Below are 26,464 nucleotides of genomic sequence, written 5' to 3' on the forward strand. Positions count from 1 at the left end.
GGATCAACCCCGCTCTCTGTCCAGCAGCGGATCGCGCAGCAGATCGTCGCGGAATGGGTCGTTGAAACGTGCGGCGCGTACGGCGCGGGTCAGAACAAGAATGTCAGAGCGCAATTCGGCCACCATCTCGTCGCGCCCTTCGGCCAGATCACGGTTCAGGCGATCCAATGCCGCCTCGATGCCTGACAGATCCGGCCCCAGATCTGTCGAGGGTGGTCGTTGCGCCAGCGCGATCAACTGATTCTGCCCTTCGACCATCTGGTTCAAGGCTTTCGAGAGCGAGGCAATCCGCGCAACCGCGGCATCCTGTTCGGCCTCGACCCGGCGGGTCAGGGCCTCGACGGCCTCGGCCATGACCACGATTCTCTCGTCTGCCATGATTGCCGATTCGTCGCGCAGCGCATCGCGTTCGGCGTGATAGCTTTGCAGGCGATCCATCTGCGCCGCCAATTGGTCGATGGCCCTGGACATGACGGCCTGATCCATGCCGCCGGTGTCGGAATCGGCAAGGCTGACACGGGTGAAACCCGACATCCACTCTTCCAATTCGCGGTAAAAGCGGTTCTGCCCGTGGGTGACGAACAGTTCCAGGAGGCCCACGACCAAGGATCCTGCCAAACCCAGAAGGGACGAGGAAAAGGCCGTGGCCATGCCGCCCAGCTGAGCCTCCAGCCCGGTCATCAGCTTTTCAAAGACCTGCAGTCCGGTTTCGCCGTCTTGCGGGGCCAGCGCACGGATGGTTTCCACAACTGCGGGAACTGTGGTCGCCAGCCCATAGAAGGTTCCAAGAAGTCCGAGAAAAATCAAGAGATTGGAGAGATATCTTGTAATGTCTCGAAGTTCGTCGATCCGCGTGGCGACCGAATCCAGGATCGAGCGTGCCGATCCGGTCGAGATGATGCCGCCCGATGGCCCGCCTGTGCCAAGCAGAGCCGCCAGAGGGGCGAGCAGTCGCGGCGCGGTATCGGTATCCATGGCGGACCGTGCGGCCACGCCTTTCTCAACCGCATTGCGGCGGCGACCGGCAAAACGTTCGATCCAGCTGACCGAGCGGACCAGCTGTGCCACCTGCCAGAAACAGGCCAGCACGCCGACCGAGAACACCGCGAGGATCAACCCGTTCAGCCATGTGTTGGCCATGAAGATCGGCAGAATCCGCCCATAGGTGAACCATCCGCCGGTCAAGACCAGCGCCAGCACGGTCAGCATCAACAGGATCTGGCGGACGGGCTGTGAAAAATGCGGCGTGGCGGGGCTGTTCGGACCGGCCCCGCGTGATGCGGTGATGCGCCGGTTCGTCAGTTTCATGCGCTCTCCAGGTGAGGACAGGCGGTTGTCGGGGCTATGTGGTGTCTGGTCGTTGTCTGGATCGCTCAAGAGGTGCCAGTCCCGTAATGGTTGCCGTCAGGAAATCATCTTGAGTGTAGGCGGGCGGTTGCGACTTGCCAAGCGATCCGAGGGTCAGTCGGGCGTTTGTCTGTTGCCTTCACCCATCAGAATTTCCTGAACATTTGATGCAAGTTTGTTCATCGTCTCATCCGGCAGGCCGATTTCGCTCAGATGGCGGGCGGTGTTGAACAGGTATTCGGCATTCGGGCCGCGTTTTCCCTGCGCGCAAGAGATGATGCGCGCCTGCTCATGCAGGCACAAACCTCCGGCATATTGCCAGTGATCGCGCCGCATCACATAGGCGATGGCCTCGATCTGGCGGCCATCTTCCAGTTCAAGCGGCACGATGGCCTCGCGATAGGCCCCGGTATCCATCTCACGCTCGCGCAGGTAATCCATGACCTCGGCGTGATCACCATCGGGAATGCGCAGGGCCAAGCCACTGCACCGTGCATCGGGATTACGATCCAGCCCCAGAACCAGCCCGGGGTTTGTCTCGGTGCCGCGATAGCGCGTCGAGCGCAGGCAGAAGCTGCGGGCATAGCCGGTCAGTTGTGCGCGCACCGACTCGGCCACGGCAAAGCCGGGATCCCACATCAGCGAGCCGTAACCGAAGACCCAATTTACCTTGCCCATGTCAGTTCGACCCCTTTCGAATGGCAAAGTTAGGTCAGGGATCGGGGGGATTAAAGCCCCATGACATGATCCGGGGCGCAACGGCGGGTTTCGCCAGCGTCATGCCTGCGGAAACGGGCGTGGCTAGTCGGATTTGCCCGAAGTGGCGACACGGCCGAAATCGGGGGCTTCGGTGTCCTGACCAGCCTCGATGATGCCGCGCCGAATGCCGCGTGTGCGGGTGAAATAGTCATGCAATTGCTGACCATCGCCCATGCGGATGGCGCGTTGCAGGGTGAACAGTTCCTCGGTGAAGCGTCCCAGAATGTCCAGCGTTGCCTCCTTGTTGTGCAGGAATACATCCCGCCACATGGTCGGATCGCTGGCGGCGATGCGGGTGAAATCGCGAAAGCCCGCGGCCGAATACTGGATGACCTCTTCATCGGTGACGCGCCGCAGGTGGTCGGCCACGCCGACCATCGTGAAGGCGATCAGATGGGGGGCATGGCTGGTGACGGCCAGCACCAGGTCGTGATGGCCGGGCTCCATCCGGTCGCATTTGGCACCCATGGCGCTGACCAGTTCCGCAAGGCGATCGACGGCCTGCGGGTCGCTGTCGGGCAGGGGGGTCAGAAGCCACCAGCGGTTGATGAACAGCGTCGAAAAACCGGCACGCGGACCGGAATGTTCGGTCCCCGCCAAGGGATGGCCGGGAATGAAATGGACATCGTCGGGCAGTTGCGGCTGCACTGCGTCGATCACGGCCTGCTTGACCGAGCCGACATCGGTGACCGTCGCACCCGGTTTCAGATGGGGAGCGATCTCGGCGGCCACGTCGCCCATGGCCCCGACCGGCACGGCCAGAACCACCAGATCCGCATCGGCCACGGCTTCAGCAAGGCTGTCAGTCACGCGATCGCAGAGGCCGATTTCGCGCGCTGTGTCGCGCGTCTGCTGGCTGCGGGCATAGCCGACAACTTCATTGGCCAGCTTTCTATCGCGAATCGCCAGCGACATGGAACCAGCAATCAGCCCCAGCCCGATCAGCGCTATGCGGTCATAGATCACGCTCATGCCGGTCTCCGCCCTTGCATGAATCGCGCAAGGCAATCGATCACCCGAGCGCATCCGTCCTCATCCCCGACAGTGATCCGCAGGGCGGATGGCAGGCCATAGCCCGACACCGAGCGGACCAGGATGCCCTCGGTGCGCAATGCCGCATCTGCCGCCGCGGCCTCATCGGGCGAAACAAAGCGGGCCAGAACGAAATTGGCATGGCTTTCATCGCAGGCGATCCCCATGTCCAGCAATGCTTCACGCAGATGCAGGCGCATTCGGGCATTCAACTCGGCGCAATGGGCTGTAAAACCGGTGTCGCGAATGGCGGCGCTTGCCGCGGCCATCTGGGGTTCGGACAGGTTGAAGGGCTGGCGGATGCGGTTCAGCACGTCGATGACCGCCCGTTGCGCATAGCCCCAGCCGATCCGCAATCCGCCCAGACCATGGATCTTCGAGAAGGTGCGCGTCATCACCACATTCGGAAAGCGGTCCACCAGAGAGGCCCCGCCGTCGAAGCCTTCGACGAATTCGGTATAGGCGCCGTCATGGACCAGGATCACATTCTCGGGCAGCCCTGCAGCCAGCCGGACCAGCGCATCTTCGGACAGGAATGTGCCGGTCGGATTGGCCGGATTGGCAATGAAGACAATTCGGGTTCGTGCCGTGACGGCGTTCAGAATGGCGTCAATGTCGATCACCCGTTCGCGTTCCGGGACGGTGACGGGGTTGGCTCCGACCATCTTGGCAAGAATCGGATACATCGAAAAACCATGTTCCGTGGTGATGATCTCATCCCCGACACCGGCATAGGCTTGGGTGATGAACTGCAACACCTCATCCGATCCCACGCCGCAGATGATGCGATCGGGGTCAAGACCGTGCACCTCGCCGATCGCCTGACGCAGGGGGGCGTGATCGGTTGCCGGATAGCGGTTCAGATTTGTCCCCGCCTCGGTAAAGGCCGCAATCGCCTTGTCGCTGCAACCCAGCGGGTTCTCGTTCGAGGAGAGTTTCAGCACCTGTTCATGCCCCGCCAGCTTGCTTTCGCCGCTGACATAAAGCGCGATATCCATGATGCCGGGCTGCGGGGAGATTTTGGTCATGTCGTCATCCTCTGTTGAGGCCGGTTTATTCGCCCCGCCGCATTATGGGAAGTGGCGAATTTCTTTGCCCTTCAGCCTCGGCTGTCCGATAAAGACCTGTAGCCAGTAAGAACCGAGTATGATGCCTGACGACTCTCTGCCCAAAATTCTTATCGTTGCCCCGAATGCCTCGGCTCGTTTCGGCGGAGAGGCATTTCTGCCGCTCAATTATTTCCGGATCTTGTCGCGGCGTGGCCATCCGGTGCATCTGATCGCGCATCATCGCAATCAGGAGGAATTGCTGTCCCTGCCGGATTGTGACCCGGCGCGAATGCATTTCGTCCCCGATACACGCTGGCACCGCGCCATCTGGCGATTGTTCAGCCGCTTTCCCGAACGGGTGCGCGACCTGATCGGAGGCGGCCTGATGACCGGGTTGAACGAGATCTATCAGGCCCGGCTGATCCGCAAGCTGGTGGCCGAAGGAGAGGTGGATGTCATCCATCAGCCCATACCGGTTTCGCCGCTGATTCCTTCAGGGTTGCACCGCTTCGGAGTGCCGCTGGTGATCGGTCCGATGAATGGCGGGATGGACTATCCGCCCGGTTACGAGGATTACGAAGGCGGCGCAACGCGGGCCTCGATTGCCATCGGGCGGCGCGTCGCCCTGTTGATGAACCGCCTGAAGCCGGGCAAGCACCGCGCCGCCGTCCTGCTGGTCGCCAATGAGCGCACGCGGCGCGCCCTGCCCAACCCCCGCCATCCGCGCATCGAGACATTGATCGAGAATGGCATCGACTTTTCGAAATGGCGCGCGCCACAACAAGAGCGATCAGAGGCTGAATCCGGCAGGCTGCGGCTGGTCTTCCTGGGCCGTTTCGTCCGTTGGAAGGCCATCGACATTACCCTGCAGGCTGTCGCCATGGCGCGGCGTTCGGGTGCCGATGTCTCGCTGGACCTGCTGGGTGATGGCGAGGGGCGCGAAGAACTTGAGTCTCTGGCCTTCGATCTGGGCATTGCCGAACATGTCACCTTCCACGGCTTCAAGCCACAGGAACAATGCGCGGCCATTCTGGCGCGTTCGGATGCGCTGATCCTGAACTCACTGCGGGAATGCGGTGGGGCCGTGGTGCTTGAGGCAATGGCCATGGGGCTGCCGGTGGTGGCAAGCGCCTGGGGCGGGCCGCTGGACTATCTGAACGTCGAAAGCGGCTTTCTGGTTCATCCCTCTCCGCGTGAGGATTTCGACAGGCGTCTGGCCGGCGCGCTTGTGGCCCTGGCCGAGGATCCGGCCCTGCGCCAGCGCATGGGGCAGGCGGGTCAGAAGATCGTGCATCGTGATTTCGATTGGGAAAGCAAGGTCGACCGGATGGTCGAAATCTACCGCGAGGCGGCTGCCGGGAAATAGGTCTGCGCTTTCCCAGGGCCGGTCAAAGCCGCAAGACAACATGAAAAAAGGCCGCTTCGAAGAAGCGGCCTTTGAATGTCTTGGGGTCGGCGAAGATCAGTTCTTCGCGTAGAATTCGACAACCAGGTTCGGTTCCATTTGCACCGCATAGGGCACATCACCCAGCGACGGGGTGCGAACGAAGGTTGCGGTCATCTTGTTGTGATCGGCTTCGATATAGTCCGGGACATCACGCTCGGCCAGGGCCACGGCTTCCAGCACGAAGGCCAGCTGACGCGAACGTTCGCGGATCGAGATGACATCGCCTTCCTTGACGCGGTAGGAGGGGATGTTGACGCGCTTGCCGTTCACTTCGACATGACCGTGGTTCACGAACTGACGTGCGGCAAAAATGGTCGCAACGAATTTCGAACGGTAGACAACGGCGTCCAGGCGGCGCTCGAGCAGACCGATCAGGTTTTCACCCGTGTCGCCCTTGACGCGCTCGGCTTCGGCAAAGATGCGACGGAATTGTTTTTCGGTCAGATCGCCGTAATAGCCTTTCAGCTTTTGCTTGGCGCGCAGCTGGGTGCCGAAGTCGGACAGCTTCTGCTTGCGGCGCTGACCATGCTGGCCGGGGCCGTATTCGCGGCGGTTCACCGGGGATTTGGCGCGGCCCCAGATGTTTTCGCCCATGCGACGGTCGATCTTGTACTTGGCAGACGTGCGTTTTGTCACGGCTGATCTCCTTCTTTGTTATTTCGAAGGGCGTTGTCCTCTGGCTCGCGCCTGACAGGCAATCCCTTGCGGGAACCACCAACACCAATGAAGTGCGCGCTTATAGAGTGTTGCGGCGCGGTGTCAAGCGCGCTGTTGACGAAGCCGCTCCAGCCCCTCGGCCCAGGCCGGAACAAGGGCGGGGTCGGGGTCGAATGTTGCTGCGATTTCGGGCGTGGTCAGCACCTCTGACCCCGCCCCGGTGGCAGCCATCAGGCCCAGCCGCGCCGCGCCGAAGCCCGCGCCGGTTTCGGCCCCGGCGGGACGAAGGACCGGCACCCCGGTGGCCTGAGCCAGCATCGACAGCCACAGATCGGATCGTGCCCCGCCGCCCATGGCCAGCAGGGAATCGGCCCCGCCGCCAGCGGCGCGCAGGGCCTCCATGTTCTCGGACAGCGCCAATGTGACGCCTTCCAGCACTGCACGGGTCATTCTGGGGCGATCCGTGCGTGATGAAAGTCCTGTGAATCCGGCGCGTTGCGCGGGGTTGTTCAAGGGCGTTCTCTCGCCCGACAGATAGGGCCAGAAAGAGATCGTGCCGGGCCGTCCGGGCTGTTGGTCCAGCTCGGCCAGCAGATCGGCGGGCGTCGCGCCGGTAATGCCTGCCCACCAGTCAAGGCTGGAGGCAGCGGCCAGCATGACGCCCATCTGGTGCCAGCGGTCGGGAAGGGCGTGGCAAAAGGCGTGAACTGCCGTTTCGGGGGCGGGAAGGAAGCGGTCGGTTGCGGCAAAGATCACGCCCGATGTCCCCAGTGAAATCAAACCCGGGCCGGGCCCCGCGATTCCCGCCCCGATCGCGGTTGCAGCATTGTCGCCCGCGCCGCCGGCCACGGGGATACCGGCGGGCAACCCCAGTTCAGATGCGCGTTCAGCGCGCAGATGCCCGGCCACTTCGCTGCCCTCGGCCAGGGCCGGCATCATCGAGCGATCCATGCCGGTTGCGGCCAGAAGCTGGTCGGACCAGTCGCGTCGGGCCGGGTCGAACCATGCAGTGCCCGATGCATCGGACATGTCGCTGATGGCCTCTCCGGTCAGCCAGAGGCGCAGATAGTCCTTGGGCAGCAACACCCGGCGGGTGCGCGCAAACAGATCGGGTTCATGGCGTTGCATCCAGACCAGCTTGGGTGCGGTAAAGCCCGCAAAGACGATATTGCCGGTAATGGCGTGAAACTGCGGATCGCTGTCCAGCGCGGTGGCCTCATCGGCGGCGCGGCCATCGTTCCACAGGATGGCGGCACGCAGGACCGCATCGGCGCTGTCCAGGCAGACGGCGCCATGCATCTGGCCCGACAGGCCGATGCCGGCGACCTTGTCCAGCGGTTGCTTCAAATCGGCAATCGCGGCGCAGGTTGCCGCGATCCAGTCGGCGGGGTCTTGTTCGGACCAGCCCGGCTGAGGAGATTGAACCGTCAGACCGGCATGTCCGGTGCCCAGAACCTCATGCGCGTCATTGATCAGGACGACCTTCACGCCCGACGTCCCCAGATCGATTCCCAAGAACATGCACATCCCTCCGATTAATTCGGAGCGACATTGATTGATTTATGTCGGGCTTTCCAGAGCCGTTGCGCCGTAACCGGAAGGGAATCGGCCTTTAGTCGGTCAGATAGCGCATCAGGAACCATGCCAGTCCTGAACAGATCAGCGTTGCGGTAACAACCGGAAGCGCCGTGCCATTGTACAGCAACCCGACGGGCGAGGCGATCAATGTTGCCGAGACGGTGGAGATCGCCGCGACGATCGATGCCGCCATGCCCGCAATATGTCCCATATATTGCAGCGCCAGCGCATTGAGATTGCCAAAGGTCACCCCGGCCATGAAGAAGACGCTGACCGCCCAGATGAAAAAGGCCGGAAAACGCAGCACGTCGGGCAGGGCATCGCTCGTCAGCAGGATCAGCATCGTCCCGCTGACGCATGTCTGCATGATATAGGCCCATTTCGCGATCCGCCGCATGCCAAAGCGGGTGACGAATTTCGCGTTCAGAATTGTCCCCGACCCCGACAGCAGCGCCATGGCTGCAAACCATGTCGGGAAAGCATCGCCCTTGCCATAGGCCTCGCCGAAAAGCTGCTGGGCCGAAGACAGCAGGCCGAACATCTGGCCAAATCCCAGCGTCAGGATCAGTGTGCACAGCATGACATGGCGGTTGCGCAGCACTTCCGAGGCGGCTTCGAAGATCGGCTTGATGCGCAATTCGCGCCGCCTTTCAGGGGCCAGGGTCTCGGCTTGACGCAGGTTCAGCCAGAGGCAGCCGATCAGGGCAAAGATCAGGAATGCGTAAAACACCCCATGCCATCCGGCCAGAGCGATCATTCCCGCGCCAAGCGATGGGGCAAGGGCGGGAACGATGATGAAGACCATCATGACAATGCTGGTGATCCGCGCCATGTCACGCCCGGCATAGAGGTCGCGAACCAGTGCCAGCCCGACGATGCGCGGCCCCGAGGCACCCATCCCCTGAATGAAGCGCGCCACAAGCAGCATCTCGATGGAATGGGAAAAGATCGCGGCGACCGAGGCTGCGGCATAGATGACAAATCCGATGGTGATCGTGGCCTTGCGTCCGATCGAATCCGAGATCGGGCCGGCAAACAGCGTCCCGACACCCATTCCTGCGACGAAAACCGTCAGGATCAACTGTGCACGGTTGATATTCCCCGGCGTCAGCTCATGGCCGATTTCGGGTAGGGCCGGCAACATCGCATCAATCGAGAATGCGATGATCGCAAAGAGGAACGCCAGCATCGAGATGAATTCCGGCATGGGCAGCCGCCGCACCGGCGCCTGCGAGAAGTCAGTTGTCTGGGTCATTATGCGCACCTGAGGGCTGAAGCAGAATTGCTAGCCAGTATTTGCACATAATGCAAGCGAGCGGCCTGCTATTGATCCTGCTTCGAGATCAGCTCGTCAATGACCTGCATCCACAGTGATGCGGGCTGCGCCCCGCTGACCGCATGGACATTGTCCACGATGAAGGTCGGAACCGCATTGATGCCACGTTCACGGGCATATTGTTCGCGCTTGAGAACCTCGTCGCGATCAGCATCGCTGGCCAGCAGCCGCACGGCGAGTTCCCTGTCCATGCCCGCCGATGCGGCGATCTCGGCCAGTTCTTCCTTGTCACCGATATTGCGCGCCTCTTGCCAATGGGCGCGCAGAAGTCCCGACATGACACGGGTCTGGGCACCTTCCAGCCCGGCCCAATACATCAGCCGATGGGCGTCGGTGGTATCGGGCTGAATGGACGAGGGGTTCAGATCCAGCCCCATCTGCACGGCACGCTGCGCAATGCTGCGCGAGACCTCTTCGGCGCGCTGGCCGAATTTCGCAAGCAGATACTCGTGCCGGTCCATGCCACCTGCCGGCATCTGCGGATTCAGGCGAAAGGGATGCCAGATGATCTCGAAGGGATGATCGGGGCGACTTTCCAGCGCCTGATCCAGTTCAAGCTTGCCGATCAGGCACCAGGGGCAGACGGGATCGGAGAAAATATCAAGAGTTGTCATGTTGCTGTTCTCCAAAGGCCTGGCGCAGGGCACGGCGGTTTATCTTGCCGGTAGCTGTTCGCGGCAAGGCGTCGAGCCGCCGATATTCACGGGGCTGCTTGTATCTGGCCAGCTCGGATTCGGCCAGACGTTGCAGTTCCTCGCGCGGGGCCGTGCCGGTCCAGAACAGGGCGATGATGCTGGTGGCCGGACCGACCTGCAGTTCCGCCGCCGCGACATCGCCCGCGGCGGGATGGCGAGAGATCACCTCTTCGATTTCGGCCGGGGCGACGCGAAAGCCGCCAGCATTCATGATGTCATCTTCGCGCCCCAGCAGGGTGATGGCGCCATCAGTATCGGCCACGGCATGATCGCCGGTGACGAACCAGTCGCCGCGAAAACGGGCGGCAGTGTCCTCGGGTTGGTCCAGATAGCCAAGGAAAAGCCCCGGATCGTTGCGGTCGATGGCCAGTGACCCGGGCTGGCCGGCGGGCAGCGGGTTGCCCGACGGCGCCAGTATCGCGACCCTGCGCCCGGTCTGTGCGTAACCGGCGGTTCCGATGGGGGCAGGGCGGTCTGGGCTGCCGGAAATGAAGGTCGATATCTCGGAGGCGCCCATCGCTTCATGGAGATCGGTGCCTGTGCGGGCCTGCCATGCCTCGCGCAGCGCGGGATCAAGGCGCTCTCCCGCCGCCAGCCCATGGCGCAGCGTCGTGATGGCGGGCCAATCAGCGCGCAGCAATTTGCGAAAGATACCGGGCGCGGCTGCAAGAATCGTCGCGCCGTGGCGGGCGGCCAGCAGGCCCAATTGCTCGGGCCTGGTGCCCTCGGCCGGGACCAGTGCCGTGGCTCCGACGGTCCAGGGATCCATCAGGCCCGTTCCCAGCGTATAGGTCCAGTTGAAGGCCCCGGCATGCATCAGGCGGTCCTCGCGGCGCAGGTCATACCAACCCTTGAACATCATTTGTCGGGCAAGGATCGACCTATGCGCATGCATGACCGCGCGAGGCGATCCCGAACTTCCGGATGTAAAGATGATATAGGCCAGACGCTCGGCATCGCCCTGATGGTAGTCGGCGGGCGGAAGGTCGGCAAAGGCGGCGATCTCGGCCTCGGTGATCACCCGGGCCGGGCTGTCTGGCAGGGCGATGTCCTTGCCGGCAATGATCAGGCGGGGACGGGTCTGTGCCGCGATCTTGCTGATTTCGCGATGCGTCAACTGGGCCGAGGTCGGGATCGGCACCAAACCGGCGGTCAGGGCCCCAAGAAATGCGATCGGGAAGGACGCGTGATTGCCCAGCCGCATCAACACCCGATCCTGTGGATGCAATCCGGCCTGCAGCAGCCCCGTCGCGCATCCTCGCACCGCGGCTGTCAGCTTGCCATAGGACCAGCGGCTGGCGCGGCTGGTTCCGATCACGGACAGGGCAAGCTTGTCGGGGCATGCCGTCCCGGCGGCAAGCACATGTTCAGCAAGATTCATGGCGATTCTCGGGCGATTGAGATGTTCCATAGACACAAATAAAAGCGGCCCGCGTGAACGGGCCGCTTCTCTGGATTCAAATCTGGATCAGAGCAGTTGCAGATCGCTTGCCGATTCGCGACCGTCGCGGCCCGATTGCAATTCATAGCTGATCTTCTGATTGTCCTGCAGGCCGGTCAGCCCGGCGCGTTCGACTGCAGAAATATGCACGAACACGTCCTTGCCGCCGTCATCAGGTGCGATGAAACCATAGCCTTTGGTGGCGTTGAACCATTTAACCGTTCCGGTCGCCATAACCGTCTCTCCTTCAAGTCATCCCGACGCTGGATTGCGCCAGGTCGTGCAGCCCGCTTTCGGTATTCCGGCAGCCCATGAAGGGAGGCGGTAGAAAGTCCTTGCTCACAATTCAGGAGGATGACCGAATCGCTAAAAAAGGCAAGACAGAACCGCCCGCAAAATGTAATGCGGGCGTGAAGTTGCTGTAACAAAGCCTGTTTTCAGCGCAGATCCGGCGCTGTTGCCTCGGCTTTCAGGGCCTGTGTCACCTCTTCCAGCGACAGCGTGCGGCTGCCCTGCTGGTCCAGACGGCGCATGGATACGGTGCGGTTCTCGACCTCTTTCATGCCGATGGCCAGAATCGCGGGCACCTTGGCGACCGAATGTTCGCGCACCTTGTAGTTGATCTTCTCATTGCGTGTATCGGCTTCGGCGCGAATGCCGGCAGCCCGCAGGGTCTCGACCACCTCTTGCACGTAATCGTCGGCATCGGAAACGATCGAGGCCACCACGACCTGACGCGGAGCCAGCCAGAAAGGCAGCTTGCCGGCACTGTTCTCGATCAGGATGCCGATGAAACGCTCAAAGCTGCCCAGAACCGCGCGGTGCAGCATGATCGGCCGGTGCTTGTGCCCGTCCTGGCCGACATATTCGGCATCCAGCCGCTCGGGCAGGTTCGGATCCACCTGCAGGGTGCCGCACTGCCAGTCACGCCCGATGGCGTCGGTCAGCACGAATTCCAGCTTTGGTCCGTAAAAGGCGCCTTCGCCCGGGAAGATCGTGTAATCATAGCCGGCGGCCTTGCAGGCGTTGCCAAGTGCGGCCTCGACATGATCCCAGCTTTCGTCCGATCCGATGCGCTTGTCAGGACGGGTGGACAGTTTGATGCGCCAGCCTTCGAATCCCAGATCGGCATAGATCCCGGCAAGGAACTCGATGAATTTCCTGGTTTCCGATTCGATCTGGTCTTCGGTGCAGAAGATATGCGCGTCATCCTGCGTAAAGCCGCGCACCCGCATGATGCCATGCAGCGCGCCCGAGGGCTCATAGCGGTTGCAGGACCCGAATTCGGCCATCCGCAGGGGCAGGTCGCGATAGGACTTCAGACCGTGGTTGAAGATCTGCACATGACAGGGGCAGTTCATCGGTTTGAGCGCGTTGACGGTCTTGGTCTTGGCGTGCTCCTCGTCCACCTCGACGATGAACATGTTTTCCTGGTAGTTTTCCCAGTGGCCCGATTCTTCCCACAGCTTGCGGTTCACCACCTGCGGCGTATTGACCTCGACGTAACCATCGGCGCGCTGCTTGCGGCGCATGTAGTCCTGCAGCGTGGTATAGATGTTCCAGCCGTTGGGGTGCCAGAAGATCTGGCCGGGGGCCTCTTCCTGCATGTGGAACAGGTCCATCTCGCGGCCCAGCTTGCGGTGGTCGCGCTTGGCTGCCTCTTCCAGCATGTGCAGATGTGCCTTCAGCTCGTCCTTGTTGCGGAAGGCCACGCCATAGATGCGCTGCAGCATCGGGCGGTCGGAATCGCCCAGCCAATAGGCCCCGGCGATATGGGTCAGCTTGAAGGCATCGGCGGGCAGCTGGCCTGTCGATTGCAGATGCGGACCGCGGCACAGATCCTGCCAGTCGCCATGCCAATACATCCGCAGTTCCTCGCCTTCGGGGATGCGGTTGATCAGCTCGACCTTGAAGGGTTCGTTCGCGGCCTCGTAATGGGCGATCGCGCGGTCGCGGTCCCAGACCTCGGTGCGGACCGGCTCGCGCGCGGCGATGATCTGCTTCATCCGGGTCTCGATCTTGCCCAGGTCTTCGGGGGTAAATGGCTCGGCACGGTCGAAATCATAGAACCAGCCATGATCGCGGACCGGGCCAATGGTGACCTTGACGTCCTGCCAGATTTCCTGGACGGCACGGGCCATCACATGGGCGAAATCATGGCGGATCAGTTCCAGCGCCTGTTCCTCATCCTTCATGGTGTGGATGGCAATGGAACCGCTGGTATTGATCGGCCAGGCCAGATCAATGTGCTTGCCGTCAAGGCTGGCGGAAATCGCGCGTTTTGCCAGGCTGGGGGCAATGCTTTGTGCCACGTCGCCAGCGGTGATCCCGGCGGGGTATTCGCGCGAGTTGCCATCGGGGAAGGTGAGGGAAATCAGGGACATCAAGTCCTCCTCGTCGGTTTGGCGCCCACGGAACGCCCGGTTGCAAGTATATGTGCCGCCCAAATGAACCCGCGACAACATGGTGTCAAGCCCGCGCCCCTCCCGCGCGACGTCAAAGGGGCTTCATGGTCTTGAGGTAATATGCCACAACATGAAGCGATCGATGCCGTTTTTTCCGCCTTCGGTACCGGCGACGATCTTGATTGCAACTGAACGGGATTTCGGGTCATGGCGCAGTTTCTGGATACGGCCTCGGGGCGTCGCATCGCTTATCATCGCCGGACCGGGCAAGGGCCGGGCGTGGTGTTTCTGGGTGGTTTCAAATCCGACATGACCGGCACGAAGGCCGTGCATCTGGAAGAATGGGCGCGCCGCCATGACCGGGCCTTCCTGCGCTTTGACTATTCCGGTCACGGCGAGAGCAGCGGCGATTTCGAAGCAGGCTGTATCGGCGACTGGGCCGAGGACGCGCGCGCCGCGATCACCCAACTGACCGCAGGCCCCCAGGTTCTGGTCGGCTCCAGCATGGGCGGCTGGATCAGCCTGCTGCTGGCGCGGGCCATGCCCGAGCATATCGCGGGGCTGGTGACGATTGCCGCCGCCCCCGATTTCACGCAGCAGGGGTTCTGGGCTGGTTTCAGCGAGGCGCAGCGCGAGATCATTCAGCGAGATGGCCGCCTGGAACTGCCAAGCGAATACAGCGACTCGCCCTATGTGATCACCCGCCGTCTGATCGAGGATGGTCGCGACAACCTGATCATGGACAAGCCCCTGTCGCTGCCGTTCCCGACACGGATGCTGCAGGGTACCGATGACGCGGATGTGCCCATGGATTGGGCGGTGAACCTGCTGAACCATGCGCAGGGTGATGATATCCGTCTGACTCTGGTGAAGGGTGCCGATCACCGATTTTCATCCGATGACTGCCTCTCTCTGATCGAGCAGGCGGTTGAAGATGTTCTGGGGTAGGAACGCCGCCAGAATTCTTGTTGCCCTGATGGTCGGGCTTGTCCTGTTTTGCGTGTTCGGTCCCAAGGAAGCCGTCACCCTCGACACGCCGACAATCACCTTGCCCGACGATCTGGATGGTTGGCTTGCCGAAAGAGAGGCCGGGATCGCCGCCAGCAAGGCGGCATGGATCGACTGGCGTGGACAGCCGGGACAACGGACTGATCTGGCATTGATCTATATCCATGGTTTTTCGGGGAATCCCTCTGAACTGAACCCCGTCCCGCATGAGGTGGCCGAGGCCGTGGGTGCCAATCTCTACTCGGTGCGGCTGGCCGGGCATGGCGGCGCCGACGAGACGCTGGCGCGTTCTCATGTCGCTGACTGGTGGCACGACGTTGCCGAGGCCGTGTCCGTCGGAGAGCGGCTGGGACACAAGGTCGTCCTGATGGGGCTGTCCACCGGCGGGACTCTGGCCGCACTGGCGGCGCTGGATGGTGAATTGGGCGCACGAATTGACGGGGTCGTCCTGCTGTCCCCGAACTTCGGGGTCAATGACCGCTATATCCGGGTGCTTGATCTGCCATTCGCCCGCCAGATCGTCCGCCTCGTCTTGCCGCAAAACCGTTGCGGCGGCTCTGAGGACGTCAATTCAGACGCGGGCTTGATGGCACCCTGTCCGGCCATCGAAGCGGCGATCCCCATGGCCGCGCTGGTGCGCAAGGCGCGGGCTGCCGATTTCTCCAAGGCAGATCAGCCGGCTTTCTTCATCTGGTCCTATGACGACAGCATCGTTCGGCCCGAGGCGACCAGCGAGGTGGCGGAGGAATGGGGTGGGCGCGTCACACGTCTCAACGTCACGCCCGGAAAGCGGGACGATCCCTATGGTCACATGCTTGCCGGGGACAGCTTTTCCCCGCGCCTGTCACCCTTGATGGCCAAGGCCATCACGCTGTGGCTGACGCAGCTTGGCGCAACGTAAGCGCCAAGCCCCTTTTCGCGATCCCTGAGATCAGACTGCGATCTTGCCGTTTTCACCGACCGATTCATCGGGTCCGCAATCGGCAGCTGCGCCGCCGATAGCCCTGCGTTTGCGCGGGGTGGAGTTGTCCTTGCGGGCCATGTGCTCGTCAATGAAGTCCAGAACAAGCGGTCGGATGTTCAGCCGCCAGGACTTGCCGGCGAAGATGCCGTAATGGCCTGCGCCGGGTTCCAGATGCTGTTTCTTGAGTTCGTCCGGAACGCCCGAACAGAGATCCAGGGCGGCGACACATTGGCCGGGGGCCGAGATGTCATCCTTGCCGCCTTCGACAGTCATGACCGCGACATTGGTGATTTTCGAGATGTCGGCCTTCTTGCCCTCGACCTCGAAACGGTTCTGCGCGATCTCGAGATTCTTGAAGATGCGCTCTACCGTGGACAGGTAGAATTCGGCGGTCATATCCATGACGGCCAGATATTCGTCATAGAAGCGGTTGTGCTTGTCGCCCTCGGACCCGGTGCCGCGCCCTTCGTCAAAGATCTTGTTGACGAAGGCACGGGTGTGGGTTTCTGCGTTCATCGAGATGAACGAACTCAGCTGGGCAAGGCCCGGATAGACCATCCGGCCCGCGCCGCGGTATTTGAAGCCGACCGATTGAATGACCAGATGCTCAAGCTCGCCCATGGTCACGCGATTGCCGAAATCGGTGACATCGGTGGCGGCAGCATCCGGATCGATCGGCCCCCCGATCAGCGTCAGGGTGAGAGGCTGGGACTCGGGTGCTTCCTCGGCAAGGATCGCTGTCGCGGCCAGCGCAAGCGGTGCGGGCTGACAGACGGCGATCACATTGGTGTCCGGCCCCAGATGCTTGATGAACTCAATCAGGTAGCGTGTGTAATCCTCGACGTCGAACTTGCCTTCGCTGACCGGAATGTCGCGGGCATTGTGCCAGTCGGTGACATAGACCTCGCAGTCGGGCAGCAGCGAGGTCACGGTCGAACGCATCAGCGTCGCGTAATGGCCCGACATGGGCGCGATCAGCAGCACCTTGCGCGGCTGGGGCTCGCGGCGCGCGACCCGGAAATGGATCAGATCGCCGAAGGGACGTTTGAGCTTCGGTTCGACATAGACGATATGGTCCTGACCGTCCTCGCCAGCAATCGCGGGAATTTCCCAGTCCGGCTTGATCACCATGCGCGCAAAGCTGCGTTCGGTGACGCGCCCCCAGGCACTCATCAACTTGAAGGCCGGATGGGGAATCAGCGCAAACGCTGGATAAGAACCAATCGCCCGTGCCGTCGCGCCCAGCCATTCATTCGTGTTTCGAATCGTTTCCATCGCATCATAGGAAATAATTCCCTTGGCCCCTTTGATCGGCATGAATCCACCATTTGCTGCGCCGCAGTCCTGCGGCATTCGTCACGGTTCGGGGGTCAATAGGGCGAATTGTCCGCTTTACCCAATGCCAGCCCTGAGCCTATCATCAAGTGATTTTTAGGGAGATTTTGTGGTCATGGCAAGCAAGACGGACGAATCGGGACGGAACGTTACGCGCAGCACTGGCTCGAAGACTGCTTCCGCAACGACAGAAACGCAGGCTGAAACCGGCAAGTCGCAAGCTGCTTCCGACCGTGCCGGCACAGCCTCGAAGGGAAAAACCGCCAAAGAGAAAACCGCGCGCCCCCGGGCCGCATCGGCTGCCAAGAAGCCGGCAGCACCGCGTCGCACCTCGGCCGCGACGGTTCAGGCAGATGCCGCAAAGAAGCCGACACGGAAACGGGCGCCCGCAAAGCCAAAGGCACAGGTAGCAGCCCCGGCAGTTCAGGCCCGCAAGGCCGTGCCAGAGGATGAAACGGCCGCTGCCGGCAAGGAAATGGCCGGCAAGGAAACGGGTGCCTTGCCCGCGACGGACAAGTCAAAATCTGCGGAGATGGATCTGCCCTCGGCGCGCAAGCTGACCGAAAACATCGAAAAGATCGAGACACTTGGCCATCGACTGGTCGCGGCTCTCAGTGAAAGGGCCACGCCCAATCCGGGTGTCGAAGGTCCGGGGCCGGATCTGATGCTGACCACGGCGAGCGCCTGGATGAAGTCTCTGGCAGAGCAACCGACGAAGCTGATCGAACAGCAGGTCAACTATTGGGGCGAGACATTGCGCAACTATTCCGACGCGCAAATGGCGCTGGCCCGCAGCCAGAAGTCGACATCGGATGACGCGCAAGAGGTCCCCGACAAGCGGTTCAAGAACCCGCTTTGGCAGACCCATCCCTTTTTCAGCTATGTGCGCAAACAATATATGACCAATGCCAAGGCCATTCAGGAGGCCGTCAGCGATCTGGACCTGCCTGACGAGGTGGCGCGTCGACGTGTCGACTGGATGACACGTCAGATCATCGACATGATGTCCCCGACGAATTTCCTGGCCACCAACCCCGATGCGCTGGAAAAAGCCATCGAGACCGAAGGACAAAGCCTTGTGCAGGGGTTGGAAAACCTTGTGCGGGATGTCGAGATGAACGGCGGTGAAATGGTTGTTTCGCTGGCCGATCGCGACGCGTTCACGGTCGGCGAGAATATCGGCACGGCTGAAGGCAGTGTGGTCTATCGCACGCATCTGCTGGAACTGATCCAGTACAAGCCCACGACCGAGCAGGTCCATGAGACGCCGCTGCTGATCTTTCCGCCCTGGATCAACAAGTTTTATGTTCTTGACCTGAAGCCACAGAACAGCCTGATCCGCTGGCTGGTGGGGCAGGGGCATACGCTCTTTGTCGTCAGCTGGAAGAATCCCGACACCAGTTATGCCAAGATCGGCATGGAAGACTATGTCGCTGCCTATCTGGATGCGATGGACAAGGTGAGGGAACTGACCGATCAGCCCAGACTGAATGTCGTCGGTTACTGCATTGCCGGCACGACCCTGTCGCTGACACTGGCGCTGTTGGACCGTCTTGGCGATGATCGCGTCAATTCGGCAACCCTTCTGACCACGCTGACGGATTTTTCCGATCACGGTGAATTTACCACCTATTTGCAGGATGATTTCATCAACGGCATCGTCGAAGAGGTTCAGCGGCACGGGCTGATGCGTGCGCAGCTGATGTCGCGCACCATGAGCTTTCTGCGCGCCAATGATCTGGTCTGGGGACCGGCGATCCGCAGCTATATGCTGGGCGAGACCCCTCCCGCCTTTGATCTGCTGTATTGGAATGGCGACAGCACCAATCTTCCGGGCCGCATGGCGCTGCAATATCTGCAGGGGCTTTGCCAGAAGAACGAATTTGCCGGTGAGGGCTTTGAACTGATGGGTCATCGGCTGCATCTCGGCGATGTCAAGACGCCGCTTTGCGCCGTGGCCTGTGAAACGGATCATATCGCGCCCTGGGCGGATTCCTGGCGCGGGGTTGCCGCCATGGGCAGCCGTGACAAGAGCTTCATCCTCTCTGAATCCGGCCATATCGCCGGCATCGTCAATCCGCCCAGCAAGAAGAAATACGGCCATTACGCAGGGGGTGCCGGATTCGACAAGGGGCATGAGGCCTGGCGCGAATCAGCCAGCTTCTTCGAGGGCAGCTGGTGGCCACGCTGGGGCGACTGGCTGGCCGAAAGGGCAGGGAAAATGGTGCCTGCTCGCGAGATCAAAGATGAAATCTGTCCCGCTCCTGGAACCTATGTGCATGAACGCGCCGTTTCCTGAAAGCTGGCTTTGTCAGCCTTCTCAACCTGTTGCATGACAGGCTGCGTCACAATGTATCAGACGTGCTGCACTGCGGCGAAAAGACTTGAAATGCTGCGCTGCAGCATGCATATTGGGATACGTTGATGACACGCAGTGCAACCTCTTTTCCCTGATGGTTGATCGCTGCGCATACAGGAGTGATCACTATGGCGAAGACCCCGGATTTCACCAAGACCATGCAAGACATGATGGCCAATTTCCCGATTGATACCTCGTCCTTTCAGGACGCGATGAAATCGCAAAGCGCCTTTGGCGAGAAACTGGCCAAGGTTGCGCTGGCAGCTGCCGAGCGTTCGACCGAGATCTCGGCCAATTGGGCAAAAGACAGCATCTCCCGCATGGGTGAACTGGCTGTGGTCAAGGAAGAGCCCGCCGAATACGCGAAGGCCGTTTCCGACTATGCTTCGGCTGCTGCCGAAGTTGCTGCCGAGCACATGGCTTCCTTTGCCGAGGTTGCCAAGAAAGTTCAGATGGATACCGTCGACCTGATGATGACGGCTGGCAAGGATCTGGCTGCTGACGCACAGAAGGTGGCCGAAAAGACCGCACGCGAAACGCAAAGCGCTGTCCGCAAGACCACCGCTGCTGCAGCCGCGAAGTAATTTCTTCCTGCCGGTCAGGAAGCGAAGGGGGCGTTCATCGCCCCCTTTTTCATGCTCTGCTGCTTCCAGTCGCGGATATTCGAGGCTGTTTCGATCGAACCGGATGCGATGAGGCGGGGCGAGAGGGGAAATTTTCTTTGCGTTTTCGCTGCGCTGCACTCATCATGTGCAAAAGTCATCGAAAGAGGCCCTGCATATGGCCGCCGACGCCAAGACCCTTCTGATCAAGCGCTACGCCAGCCGGCGGCTCTACAATACCGAAACCAGCGACTATGTAACCCTGGACGATATTGCACGATTCATTCGTGAGGGCCGCGATGTGAAAATCGTCGATCTCAAGTCCGGAGATGATCTGACGCGGCAATATCTGCTGCAGATCATTGCCGAACATGAGGGCAGGGGAGAAAACGTCCTGCCGATCGACGTGCTGACCGATCTGGTGCGCAGCTATACGCCCAACGCGCAATCCGTGGTGCCGCAATTTCTGGCCGCCAGCTTCGAGATGCTGCGCGACGGTCAGTCGAAGATGATGGAAAACATGTCCGTCATGCCCAATCCCATTGCGAACATGCCGGGGTTCGAGGCATTGCAGCGTCAGCAGCGCATGTTCCTCAAGGCGATGATGGGCGGATGGACGGCGACGAGCACCGGCGCAGAACCGGATGATGCATCTGAAGAGGCGGGTGATTCGGGCAAGGCGGGATCGGAATCTGCTGCCGGATCTGCTGATCCGAAGCCGGCAGCCCCTGCAAAAGGTGGCGAAACCGAGGATATGGCCGAGATCCGGCGACAGTTGGCGGAACTTCAGAAACGAATTTCCAACCTCTGACTTGCACCTGCGATCATCCCGGTCTAAACGCTGCATAACGGAGCGGTGGCCGAGTGGTCGAAGGCGCACGCCTGGAAAGTGTGTAGGCGGGGAACCGTCTCGAGGGTTCGAATCCCTCTCGCTCCGCCACTTGCCTTTGTGAAATCGCTCTCCCCATCCGGCCGCAGCCGGATTTTTCCGTTGTTTTCGAGGGTTATGCGGGAGGGGCTATTCACCACCGGCGGCGCGAGACGGCCAAAATCGGTCTCTCCGGACCAATATTCTCTGAACCTGTTGCCTGCGCCGGTTTGGTGAATTTTTCGCAAGTAATTGATCGGGCTCGGAAAATATGTAGCGCGACCTGAACACTTCGATTGCGGTGGCAACACCGGAAAAGCGACCGGCACCGGACGTTCGCCAACAAGTGCATGCCCGGCGTGAACCCTAATGTTCGCTCCGGGCTGCTCCTCTTTCCGGCAATTTCGCCCCTGGCGACGTCAATCGGTAGCCTTCTCAAAACCAAGTGGTAGCGGCGTGATTCCAAGCTCTTTCAGATACCTATTATGCGTCGCGGCCGCCGAACTGATTTGCGTCTGGAGATCCGAGAGGTGTTTATGCACACTGACAAGATCGACCTCTTCCTCGGGCTCAGCAGTACTGACGTATCGAGAGATGTTGAGGTTGAAATCATGCTCTTTTTCAATCTCGTCGAGACTCACGACTTGCGAATAGCGGTCCTCTTCTTTCCTGTGCTGATAGGTTTCTACGATTTTGTTGATATGCTCCTGCAGCAGCGTGTTTTGCCGTTTTCCCGGTTGGTAGTGCTCGGCCGCATTGATGAAGAGAACGTCATCGGGGTAATCCCCCCCGATCTTAGGGGGCTGCGGAAGTAGAATTTTCTCGGCAGGATGAACGAGGAGATACCGATGAAGAAGACACGTTTCACAGAAGCCCAGATCATGGGCGTGCTGCGCCAGATGGAAGGCGGCGTTCCTGCTGCCGAGTTGTGCCGTGAACATGGCATGAGCAGTGCCACGCTTTACAAATGGCGGGCCAAATATGGCGGTATGGATGCGAGCCTGATCAGCGAGATGAAGGCGATGGCCGAGGAGAACCGCCGCCTGAAGCGTATGTTCGCTGATGTCAGCATGCAAAACGACCTGCTGAAGGAGGCGCTCGGAAAAAAATGAAGCGGCCAGCTCAACGCCGAGAGTTGGCCGTGAAAGCGGTGGCGATGAAGGGCGTCAGCATCGCACTGGCGTGCCGGGCATTTGATGTCAGCGAGACCTGCTACCGATACAGCCCGAAGCTGGACGATGAGAACGAGCAGATCGCCGACCTGCTGCTTGGGCTGACGAAGGCGAAGAAGACCTGGGGCTTTGGCCTGTGCTTTCTCTACCTGCGCAATGTCCAGGGCCATGGCTGGAACCACAAGCGGGTCTACCGGATCTACCGCGAGCTGGAGCTGAACCTCAGGATCAAGCCGCGCAAACGGCTGAAACGGGAGAAGCCCGACGAGTTGGCCGTGCCAGAACAGCCGAACGAAGTCTGGTCCATGGCCTTCATGGCAGATCGCCTCGGGGACGGACGCCAGTTCCGGCTGCTGAATGTCCTGGACGACTTCAACCGTGAAGGGCTGGGTATCGAGGTCGACTTCTCGCTACCCGCGGAACGCGTCGTCAGGGCGCTGAACCAGATCATCGAATGGCGTGGTGCGCCTCGAACCATACGAGTCGACAACGTCCTATGTCAGGAAAATCTGGCTGCTTAGGTCAGCAGGTCGTGTGGCATCCGGCTGTCCGGATACCCTGATAAGGTTGCCCAGACGGGCTCTGCCGTCAAGAAATGATCTCATCCATAGCAAACACAGGGTACGCGCGCTGGCGGCCCTCACCGTCCTTAATACGAGATCCCAAATCCCAAGCAGAAGGCCCGAACATTATCTACGAGGTCAGATTGACTGCCTCCACGGCTCAGTCAGAGAGAGGTCCTTCCGCCTGGGCTCACCCCCTCGAAGAAGGGGCGATAGGGTTCGCCGTGATTGACCACAGCGTGTACGGTGCGCGCCATCTTGGCCGCGATCGCGGTGTAGGCCTTGCGGCGCAGATGAGCGTTGTGTCGGTCTTTCGAGATGTAGCGTTCGAACTTGTCCCGAAAGCTGTTGGTCTTTGTCTGGACCGCCGTCTGGCCGGCCATCCATAGCGTGCGGCGCAGCCGGGCATTGCCGTACTTCGAGATCCGGCTCTGCCCGCGAAACATGCCGGACTGCACGGTGGCAAGATCCATGCCGCAGAACTTCAGGAACTGCCGATGATGCCGAAATCGGCGTAGGTCACCGGCCTCGGCCAAGATGGTCATGGCATTGATCGGACCAATGCCGGGGATGGTTGTCAGTAGCTGATAATCCGGCAGATCGGAGAGCAGCGCGACCGCCCGGGCCTCGATCTCGTTGCGCTGGCGGACGAGGCTTCTACCTTCGGAAAGGACCAGGCGGAACATGCGAACGGCGTCGGAATCCGGTTCCACGGGCAATCCAACAGAGTTGACCGCCGTAGCGTAAATATCTGAAAGCAGGCGCTCCTTGGCGACCTTCCTGCCCACCACCTGCCAAGCGTCTGCGATGAAGGTTTCCTGGCTCATGGCCGTGATCATCGTCGGTGTCGGATACTTCTCGAGGAAGGCCAGGAACCAATCGGTTCGTGAGCTTCGGTGAAACCGTTCGGCCTCTGGGAAATAGAGCGGCAGGTAATGGGTCAGGATGCGGTGCCAGAGCTCGGTCTTCGAGCGTGAAACGATCTCGTGCGTCTTTGACAATTCCTGGATGTCGGCGGTCCCGACGACCAGCGGATCATGAAAGAACTGCACGGCGCCAATCTCCAGCATGTGCAGGATGACCTGGGCATCCTTCGGGTCGTTCTTGTCCCAACTGTTGTGCAGGGCCTCGCGCGTCCGGGCGAGCCCGACAGAAGGGATGAGCTTCAAGTCAAACCCGGCCTGCCCGAGATGATGTGCCAGTGGCCTGTGATAGTTGCCGGTCGCCTCGAACCCGACCCGCACAGGCAGGCCGTAGCTGGCCAGGCTCGCGGACAAGCGCTGGAAGTCTTCCAACGTGTTCATGATCGTCATGCGACGACGGCGCTTCTTGCCCGGTACCTCGATCAAGACCTCGTGGCGGTGCTTGGAAATGTCGATGGCGACAAGCACAGTCGCAGCAGTAGAATGGTTGGCGGGCATAGCCGGTCTCCTCAGCGGTGTGGTTCTGCAAAACCACTGTTGAGACCTGAGACCGGTTATGGCCACACGCTGCGCTATTTGGGGGCTACGCGCGTGGCCATAACCTTAAAACAGCGCTTCTTCCCGACGTGCTACGGCCCAGAATACATCAGCGGCACCCTCATGGAATGGGCCGAAAACAAGGGCATCTCCTTGGCCCACATACAGCCGGGGAAACCGCAGCAGAACGCTTATGTCGAGCGCTACAACCGGACGGTCCGGCACGAATGGCTGGACCTCCACATCTTCGAAAGCATCGACGAGGTGCAGCAGATTGCCACCGAATGGCTCTGGTCCTACAACAATGAACGCCCGAACATGGGCAACGGCGGGATGACACCCGCACAGAAACTGAGAATGGCCGCGTAAATTCTACGACCAAGCCCCCGTAAAAACGGGGGGATTACCCGGCGTCGAAGAGCGCCGATGGCACGTAAAATCTCGACGAAGTCGCACTTGGATTTTTTGCAGTCGAGCAGGAGGCCGAACCGGCCGTCACTCAAGGTTAATGCGTTCTGATCTGCGCGACATTCTGGTTGGCAAATCGGGCAGGGGGCAGTTCCAGTATTGCCATTCCATCGCCCGCCCAAGGCACCCGTCAATTCCTGGGCCTCACTCATGGCTCGACCTCGTTCGAGATATGGTGGCTGAGGCTGGGTATGCGCCCGATTTGAATGAGGTTTCTCTCTCGTTGGGCCGCTTTTTCGCACACGAAACATATGGCCAACCGCAGCCAACGCGCACCACAAAAGCGGCTTTGAAATCTCGTAAGAGTTGATAGCGCATAGTAGGGTCCTCCTGTCACGCTCTACGCTCATTCCAGGGTTTTGGGAGCGTTCACGTTGACAGGACTGGCGCGTTATATGGGTTGGTCAAACATGAAATTACGCACGGATGGACGGTAGTCTGAACTGGGCGTTTCGGGATGAGACTGTGTGCAACGCAGAGAAACACCGTGAAACAGCTGGCTTGATTGGAACTTCACGAAATTGTGATTGACCTGTCCCCTATTGGTCCCCCGTTCATAACGAGAGTCTGCAGTTTAGAATTTGGTAGTCGGGTTCGCGTCGAGCGCTTGAACAGATCAATGTTGGCGCGGCCATACGTCTGACGTTTCAACGTATTCAATCGATTGATCTGGCCGTCTGTCTGTCGGTTCGACCATGGTTCACGCAAAGCGGCTGCAACGGTGGCAAGAGGTGGTCGCGAGATTTCGGAACAGTTTCTGTCTCCTTCATAGCAAACATTGCTCGAACGAGACCGGAACTAAACCGTGACAAGACCACCCGGAGCGCCGCCCGTCGTCGTTCCGCGAAAGGTGAACTGCCCCGGGGTTTGCCGGAGAGTAAAACCCTCAAAGGATGAGCCCTATGACAAAGCAGAGATTCATCCCCGCCTATCCGGCCGAGCTTCGCGAACGCGGTGTTCGGATGTTTCGAGAGAACCGTGCCGATTATTCCAGCGATACGGCCGCCTATAAGGCGATCGCGCCGAAGCTTGGCTGTTCGCCGGACAGTCTGCGGGTCTGGTGCCAGCAGGCCGAACGCGACACCGGTCAGCGCGCTGGCCTCACGAGCGCCGAGAAAGACCGGATCAAGGAGCTGGAGCGCGAGGTCCGTGAACTGCGCCAAGCCAACGAGATCCTGAAGAAGGCCAGCGCATATTTCGCAGCGGCGGAGCTCGACCGCCCGTTCCGCAAATGATCGCGTTCATTGATGATCACCGTTGTGTCCATGGTGTCGGGCCGATCTGCCGGATTCTGGAGATCGCACCATCGACGTATTACGCCTTCAAGGCCGTGGAGCGTGATCCCGATCTTGCCTCGGGCCGGGCCAGGCAGGATCGGCAGGACATGGCTGTGATCAAGCAGGTTTTCGATGGCAGCCGGGGACGATATGGCGCGCGCAAGGTCTGGCACCAGCTACGCCGCAGCGGCCATGATATCGCCCGCTGCACGGTGGAGAGGTTGATGCAGGTCATGAGAATACAAGGCGTTGTGCGGGGCAAGAAGGTGATCACTACCAACCCCGATGCGGCCCAGCCAGCCGCCCGGTCAGCGACGAGACCTATGTGGCGCAGACTTTCACGCCCGAAGGCGCCGGGCTGCGGCCGTTCTCAGTCGCCCATGTCGAGGAGCCGTGGCGCACGCCGCGCACGCCCGGCGATCTGACGATCCGCTGGACGCGCCGGTCGCGCGTACTCGCGGCCGACAGCTGGGGCGGGCTCGAGGTACCGCTCGAAGAAGAGCTCGAAGCCTACGAGGTCGAGATCCTCGACGGCGCGACCGTGAAGCGGGTGCTGAGCACGACCACCGCTAGCGCGGTCTACACCGCCGCCCAGCAGACCGCCGACTGGGGCGCGCCCAAGACCGTCACGCTCACGCTCTG

Annotated in this window: 22 protein-coding genes, 1 tRNA gene, 4 pseudogenes and 1 other annotated feature; of the genes and pseudogenes, 12 read left to right on the top strand and 15 right to left on the bottom strand. The window is 60.8% G+C overall.

All coding sequences use genetic code 11. The features are described from left to right. Positions 1-3: 3 nt before the first annotated feature. From JHW44_RS06845 to hisC, 4 genes are all read right to left on the bottom strand, one after another. Positions 4-1,308, bottom strand: a complete 1,305-nt coding sequence (locus JHW44_RS06845) for a hypothetical protein (protein ID WP_089345402.1) — start codon at positions 1,306-1,308, stop codon at positions 4-6. 153 nt (positions 1,309-1,461) lie between these two features. Further along, positions 1,462-2,025 (bottom strand): gamma-glutamylcyclotransferase, encoded by a 564-nt coding sequence (locus JHW44_RS06850; RefSeq protein ID WP_089345401.1) that lies wholly within the window; start codon positions 2,023-2,025, stop codon positions 1,462-1,464. Positions 2,026-2,148: 123 nt separating this feature from the next. Further along, positions 2,149-3,078, bottom strand: a complete 930-nt coding sequence (locus JHW44_RS06855) for a prephenate/arogenate dehydrogenase family protein (protein WP_089345400.1) — start codon at positions 3,076-3,078, stop codon at positions 2,149-2,151. Beyond that, positions 3,075-4,166: a histidinol-phosphate transaminase gene (hisC, locus tag JHW44_RS06860; protein ID WP_089345399.1), complete on the bottom strand. Its 1,092-nt coding sequence runs from the start codon at positions 4,164-4,166 to the stop codon at positions 3,075-3,077. The genes JHW44_RS06855 and hisC overlap by 4 nt, the downstream gene beginning before the upstream one ends. 118 nt (positions 4,167-4,284) lie before the next feature. Between hisC and JHW44_RS06865 the strand changes: the two genes are divergently transcribed. Beyond that, positions 4,285-5,553: a glycosyltransferase family 4 protein gene (locus JHW44_RS06865; RefSeq protein WP_089345398.1), complete on the top strand. Its 1,269-nt coding sequence runs from the start codon at positions 4,285-4,287 to the stop codon at positions 5,551-5,553. Between the two features lie 96 nt (positions 5,554-5,649). Here the strand turns inward: JHW44_RS06865 and rpsD are convergent, their stop codons facing one another. The 7 genes from rpsD to thrS all read right to left on the bottom strand — a co-directional run bounded on the left by rpsD (position 5,650) and on the right by thrS (position 13,725). Next, positions 5,650-6,270, bottom strand: coding sequence for a 30S ribosomal protein S4 (gene rpsD, locus JHW44_RS06870; RefSeq protein ID WP_089345397.1), 621 nt, complete (start codon positions 6,268-6,270; stop codon positions 5,650-5,652). Between the two features lie 123 nt (positions 6,271-6,393). Then, positions 6,394-7,812, bottom strand: a complete 1,419-nt coding sequence (gene xylB / locus JHW44_RS06875; RefSeq protein WP_089345396.1) for a xylulokinase — start codon at positions 7,810-7,812, stop codon at positions 6,394-6,396. Between the two features lie 91 nt (positions 7,813-7,903). Then, on the bottom strand, positions 7,904-9,124 hold the full coding sequence (locus tag JHW44_RS06880) for a multidrug effflux MFS transporter (RefSeq protein ID WP_245847318.1): 1,221 nt from the start codon (positions 9,122-9,124) through the stop codon (positions 7,904-7,906). A gap of 68 nt (positions 9,125-9,192) precedes the next feature. Then, positions 9,193-9,819: a DsbA family oxidoreductase gene (locus JHW44_RS06885; RefSeq protein WP_089345395.1), complete on the bottom strand. Its 627-nt coding sequence runs from the start codon at positions 9,817-9,819 to the stop codon at positions 9,193-9,195. Further along, entirely contained in the window at positions 9,806-11,281 is a 1,476-nt protein-coding gene (locus JHW44_RS06890) for a class I adenylate-forming enzyme family protein (protein ID WP_089345394.1), read from the bottom strand. The genes JHW44_RS06885 and JHW44_RS06890 overlap by 14 nt, the downstream gene beginning before the upstream one ends. 87 nt (positions 11,282-11,368) lie before the next feature. Then, positions 11,369-11,575 carry a cold-shock protein gene (locus tag JHW44_RS06895; protein ID WP_089345393.1) on the bottom strand — a complete coding sequence of 69 codons (207 nt, stop codon included), beginning with the start codon at positions 11,573-11,575 and terminating at the stop codon, positions 11,369-11,371. 203 nt (positions 11,576-11,778) lie between these two features. Further along, the gene (gene thrS, locus JHW44_RS06900; protein WP_089345392.1) at positions 11,779-13,725 is read right to left on the bottom strand and encodes a threonine--tRNA ligase; all 1,947 of its coding nucleotides are present in this window, start codon (positions 13,723-13,725) and stop codon (positions 11,779-11,781) included. A gap of 228 nt (positions 13,726-13,953) precedes the next feature. Here thrS and JHW44_RS06905 point away from each other — a divergent pair, with 228 nt between their 5' ends. Together JHW44_RS06905 and JHW44_RS06910 are read left to right on the top strand one after the other, a co-directional pair. Next, on the top strand, positions 13,954-14,694 hold the full coding sequence (locus JHW44_RS06905; RefSeq protein WP_089345391.1) for an alpha/beta hydrolase: 741 nt from the start codon (positions 13,954-13,956) through the stop codon (positions 14,692-14,694). Further along, positions 14,681-15,655: an alpha/beta hydrolase gene (locus tag JHW44_RS06910; protein WP_089345390.1), complete on the top strand. Its 975-nt coding sequence runs from the start codon at positions 14,681-14,683 to the stop codon at positions 15,653-15,655. The genes JHW44_RS06905 and JHW44_RS06910 overlap by 14 nt, the downstream gene beginning before the upstream one ends. Positions 15,656-15,685: 30 nt before the next feature. On the opposite strand, the gene phaZ is transcribed toward JHW44_RS06910, so the two are convergent. After that, complete coding sequence (gene phaZ, locus JHW44_RS06915; RefSeq protein ID WP_089345389.1) at positions 15,686-17,035, bottom strand: polyhydroxyalkanoate depolymerase; 1,350 nt, start codon at positions 17,033-17,035, stop codon at positions 15,686-15,688. A 550-nt stretch (positions 17,036-17,585) separates the two neighbouring features. Here phaZ and JHW44_RS06920 point away from each other — a divergent pair. Both JHW44_RS06920 and JHW44_RS06925 read left to right on the top strand, forming a co-directional pair. Further along, complete coding sequence (locus JHW44_RS06920; RefSeq protein WP_245847333.1) at positions 17,586-19,352, top strand: PHA/PHB synthase family protein; 1,767 nt, start codon at positions 17,586-17,588, stop codon at positions 19,350-19,352. Between the two features lie 188 nt (positions 19,353-19,540). Next, on the top strand, positions 19,541-19,996 hold the full coding sequence (locus JHW44_RS06925) for a phasin family protein (protein ID WP_089345387.1): 456 nt from the start codon (positions 19,541-19,543) through the stop codon (positions 19,994-19,996). A 14-nt stretch (positions 19,997-20,010) separates the two neighbouring features. On the opposite strand, the gene JHW44_RS06930 is transcribed toward JHW44_RS06925, so the two are convergent. Continuing rightward, positions 20,011-20,175, bottom strand: coding sequence for a hypothetical protein (locus JHW44_RS06930; RefSeq protein WP_272850256.1), 165 nt, complete (start codon positions 20,173-20,175; stop codon positions 20,011-20,013). 17 nt (positions 20,176-20,192) lie between these two features. Here JHW44_RS06930 and phaR point away from each other — a divergent pair, with 17 nt between their 5' ends. After that, positions 20,193-20,825, top strand: coding sequence for a polyhydroxyalkanoate synthesis repressor PhaR (phaR, locus tag JHW44_RS06935; RefSeq protein ID WP_089345386.1), 633 nt, complete (start codon positions 20,193-20,195; stop codon positions 20,823-20,825). Between the two features lie 39 nt (positions 20,826-20,864). After that, positions 20,865-20,954, top strand: a tRNA-Ser gene (locus JHW44_RS06940). Positions 20,955-21,301: 347 nt separating this feature from the next. On the opposite strand, the gene JHW44_RS20445 is transcribed toward JHW44_RS06940, so the two are convergent. After that, on the bottom strand, positions 21,302-21,823 hold the full coding sequence (locus JHW44_RS20445; RefSeq protein WP_419182492.1) for an N-6 DNA methylase: 522 nt from the start codon (positions 21,821-21,823) through the stop codon (positions 21,302-21,304). Here JHW44_RS20445 and JHW44_RS06950 point away from each other — a divergent pair. Continuing rightward, positions 21,731-22,545 (top strand): annotated as a pseudogene (locus JHW44_RS06950) (IS3 family transposase); the annotation flags it as partial. The gene JHW44_RS20445 and the pseudogene JHW44_RS06950 sit on opposite strands and share 93 nt — an antisense overlap. Before the next feature lie 236 nt (positions 22,546-22,781). Here JHW44_RS06950 and JHW44_RS06955 read toward each other — a convergent pair. Beyond that, a complete protein-coding gene (locus JHW44_RS06955; RefSeq protein WP_089346217.1) occupies positions 22,782-24,038 on the bottom strand; it encodes an IS110 family RNA-guided transposase in 1,257 nt (418 codons plus the stop codon). Positions 24,039-24,173: 135 nt separating this feature from the next. On the opposite strand from JHW44_RS06955, the pseudogene JHW44_RS06960 reads away from it, so the two are divergent. The 4 genes and pseudogenes from JHW44_RS06960 to JHW44_RS06970 form a co-directional block, all read left to right on the top strand. Beyond that, positions 24,174-24,446: pseudogene (locus JHW44_RS06960) on the top strand (transposase); the annotation flags it as partial. A 1,001-nt stretch (positions 24,447-25,447) separates the two neighbouring features. After that, positions 25,448-25,780, top strand: a complete 333-nt coding sequence (locus JHW44_RS06965) for a transposase (RefSeq protein WP_089346141.1) — start codon at positions 25,448-25,450, stop codon at positions 25,778-25,780. Further along, positions 25,735-25,851, top strand: a sequence feature (AL1L pseudoknot). Its footprint overlaps the gene before it by 46 nt. 78 nt (positions 25,852-25,929) lie before the next feature. Beyond that, a pseudogene (locus JHW44_RS20510) lies at positions 25,930-26,076 on the top strand (IS3 family transposase); the annotation flags it as partial. Between the two features lie 29 nt (positions 26,077-26,105). Continuing rightward, positions 26,106-26,441: pseudogene (locus JHW44_RS06970) on the top strand (hypothetical protein); the annotation flags it as partial. Between the last annotated feature and the right edge of the window lie 23 nt (positions 26,442-26,464).

The organism is Paracoccus seriniphilus (assembly GCF_028553745.1).
GTDB lineage: Bacteria > Pseudomonadota > Alphaproteobacteria > Rhodobacterales > Rhodobacteraceae > Paracoccus > Paracoccus seriniphilus.

Coding starts and splice junctions, on each gene's coding strand:
- JHW44_RS06845 (WP_089345402.1), bottom strand. CDS start 1,308: ATGAAACTGACGAACCGGCGCATCACCGCATCACGCGGGGCCGGTCCG.
- JHW44_RS06850 (WP_089345401.1), bottom strand. CDS start 2,025: ATGGGCAAGGTAAATTGGGTCTTCGGTTACGGCTCGCTGATGTGGGAT.
- JHW44_RS06855 (WP_089345400.1), bottom strand. CDS start 3,078: ATGAGCGTGATCTATGACCGCATAGCGCTGATCGGGCTGGGGCTGATT.
- hisC (WP_089345399.1), bottom strand. CDS start 4,166: ATGACCAAAATCTCCCCGCAGCCCGGCATCATGGATATCGCGCTTTAT.
- JHW44_RS06865 (WP_089345398.1), top strand. CDS start 4,285: ATGATGCCTGACGACTCTCTGCCCAAAATTCTTATCGTTGCCCCGAAT.
- xylB (WP_089345396.1), bottom strand. CDS start 7,812: ATGTTCTTGGGAATCGATCTGGGGACGTCGGGCGTGAAGGTCGTCCTG.
- JHW44_RS06880 (WP_245847318.1), bottom strand. CDS start 9,124: ATGACCCAGACAACTGACTTCTCGCAGGCGCCGGTGCGGCGGCTGCCC.
- JHW44_RS06885 (WP_089345395.1), bottom strand. CDS start 9,819: ATGACAACTCTTGATATTTTCTCCGATCCCGTCTGCCCCTGGTGCCTG.
- JHW44_RS06890 (WP_089345394.1), bottom strand. CDS start 11,281: ATGAATCTTGCTGAACATGTGCTTGCCGCCGGGACGGCATGCCCCGAC.
- JHW44_RS06895 (WP_089345393.1), bottom strand. CDS start 11,575: ATGGCGACCGGAACGGTTAAATGGTTCAACGCCACCAAAGGCTATGGT.
- thrS (WP_089345392.1), bottom strand. CDS start 13,725: ATGTCCCTGATTTCCCTCACCTTCCCCGATGGCAACTCGCGCGAATAC.
- JHW44_RS06905 (WP_089345391.1), top strand. CDS start 13,954: ATGGCGCAGTTTCTGGATACGGCCTCGGGGCGTCGCATCGCTTATCAT.
- JHW44_RS06910 (WP_089345390.1), top strand. CDS start 14,681: ATGTTCTGGGGTAGGAACGCCGCCAGAATTCTTGTTGCCCTGATGGTC.
- phaZ (WP_089345389.1), bottom strand. CDS start 17,035: ATGCCGATCAAAGGGGCCAAGGGAATTATTTCCTATGATGCGATGGAA.
- JHW44_RS06920 (WP_245847333.1), top strand. CDS start 17,586: ATGGATCTGCCCTCGGCGCGCAAGCTGACCGAAAACATCGAAAAGATC.
- JHW44_RS06925 (WP_089345387.1), top strand. CDS start 19,541: ATGGCGAAGACCCCGGATTTCACCAAGACCATGCAAGACATGATGGCC.
- JHW44_RS06930 (WP_272850256.1), bottom strand. CDS start 20,175: ATGACTTTTGCACATGATGAGTGCAGCGCAGCGAAAACGCAAAGAAAA.
- phaR (WP_089345386.1), top strand. CDS start 20,193: ATGGCCGCCGACGCCAAGACCCTTCTGATCAAGCGCTACGCCAGCCGG.
- JHW44_RS20445 (WP_419182492.1), bottom strand. CDS start 21,823: ATGTTCACGGCACAACTCGGCAGCAGGAACGCCGCCTTCCATCTGGCG.
- JHW44_RS06955 (WP_089346217.1), bottom strand. CDS start 24,038: ATGCCCGCCAACCATTCTACTGCTGCGACTGTGCTTGTCGCCATCGAC.
- JHW44_RS06965 (WP_089346141.1), top strand. CDS start 25,448: ATGACAAAGCAGAGATTCATCCCCGCCTATCCGGCCGAGCTTCGCGAA.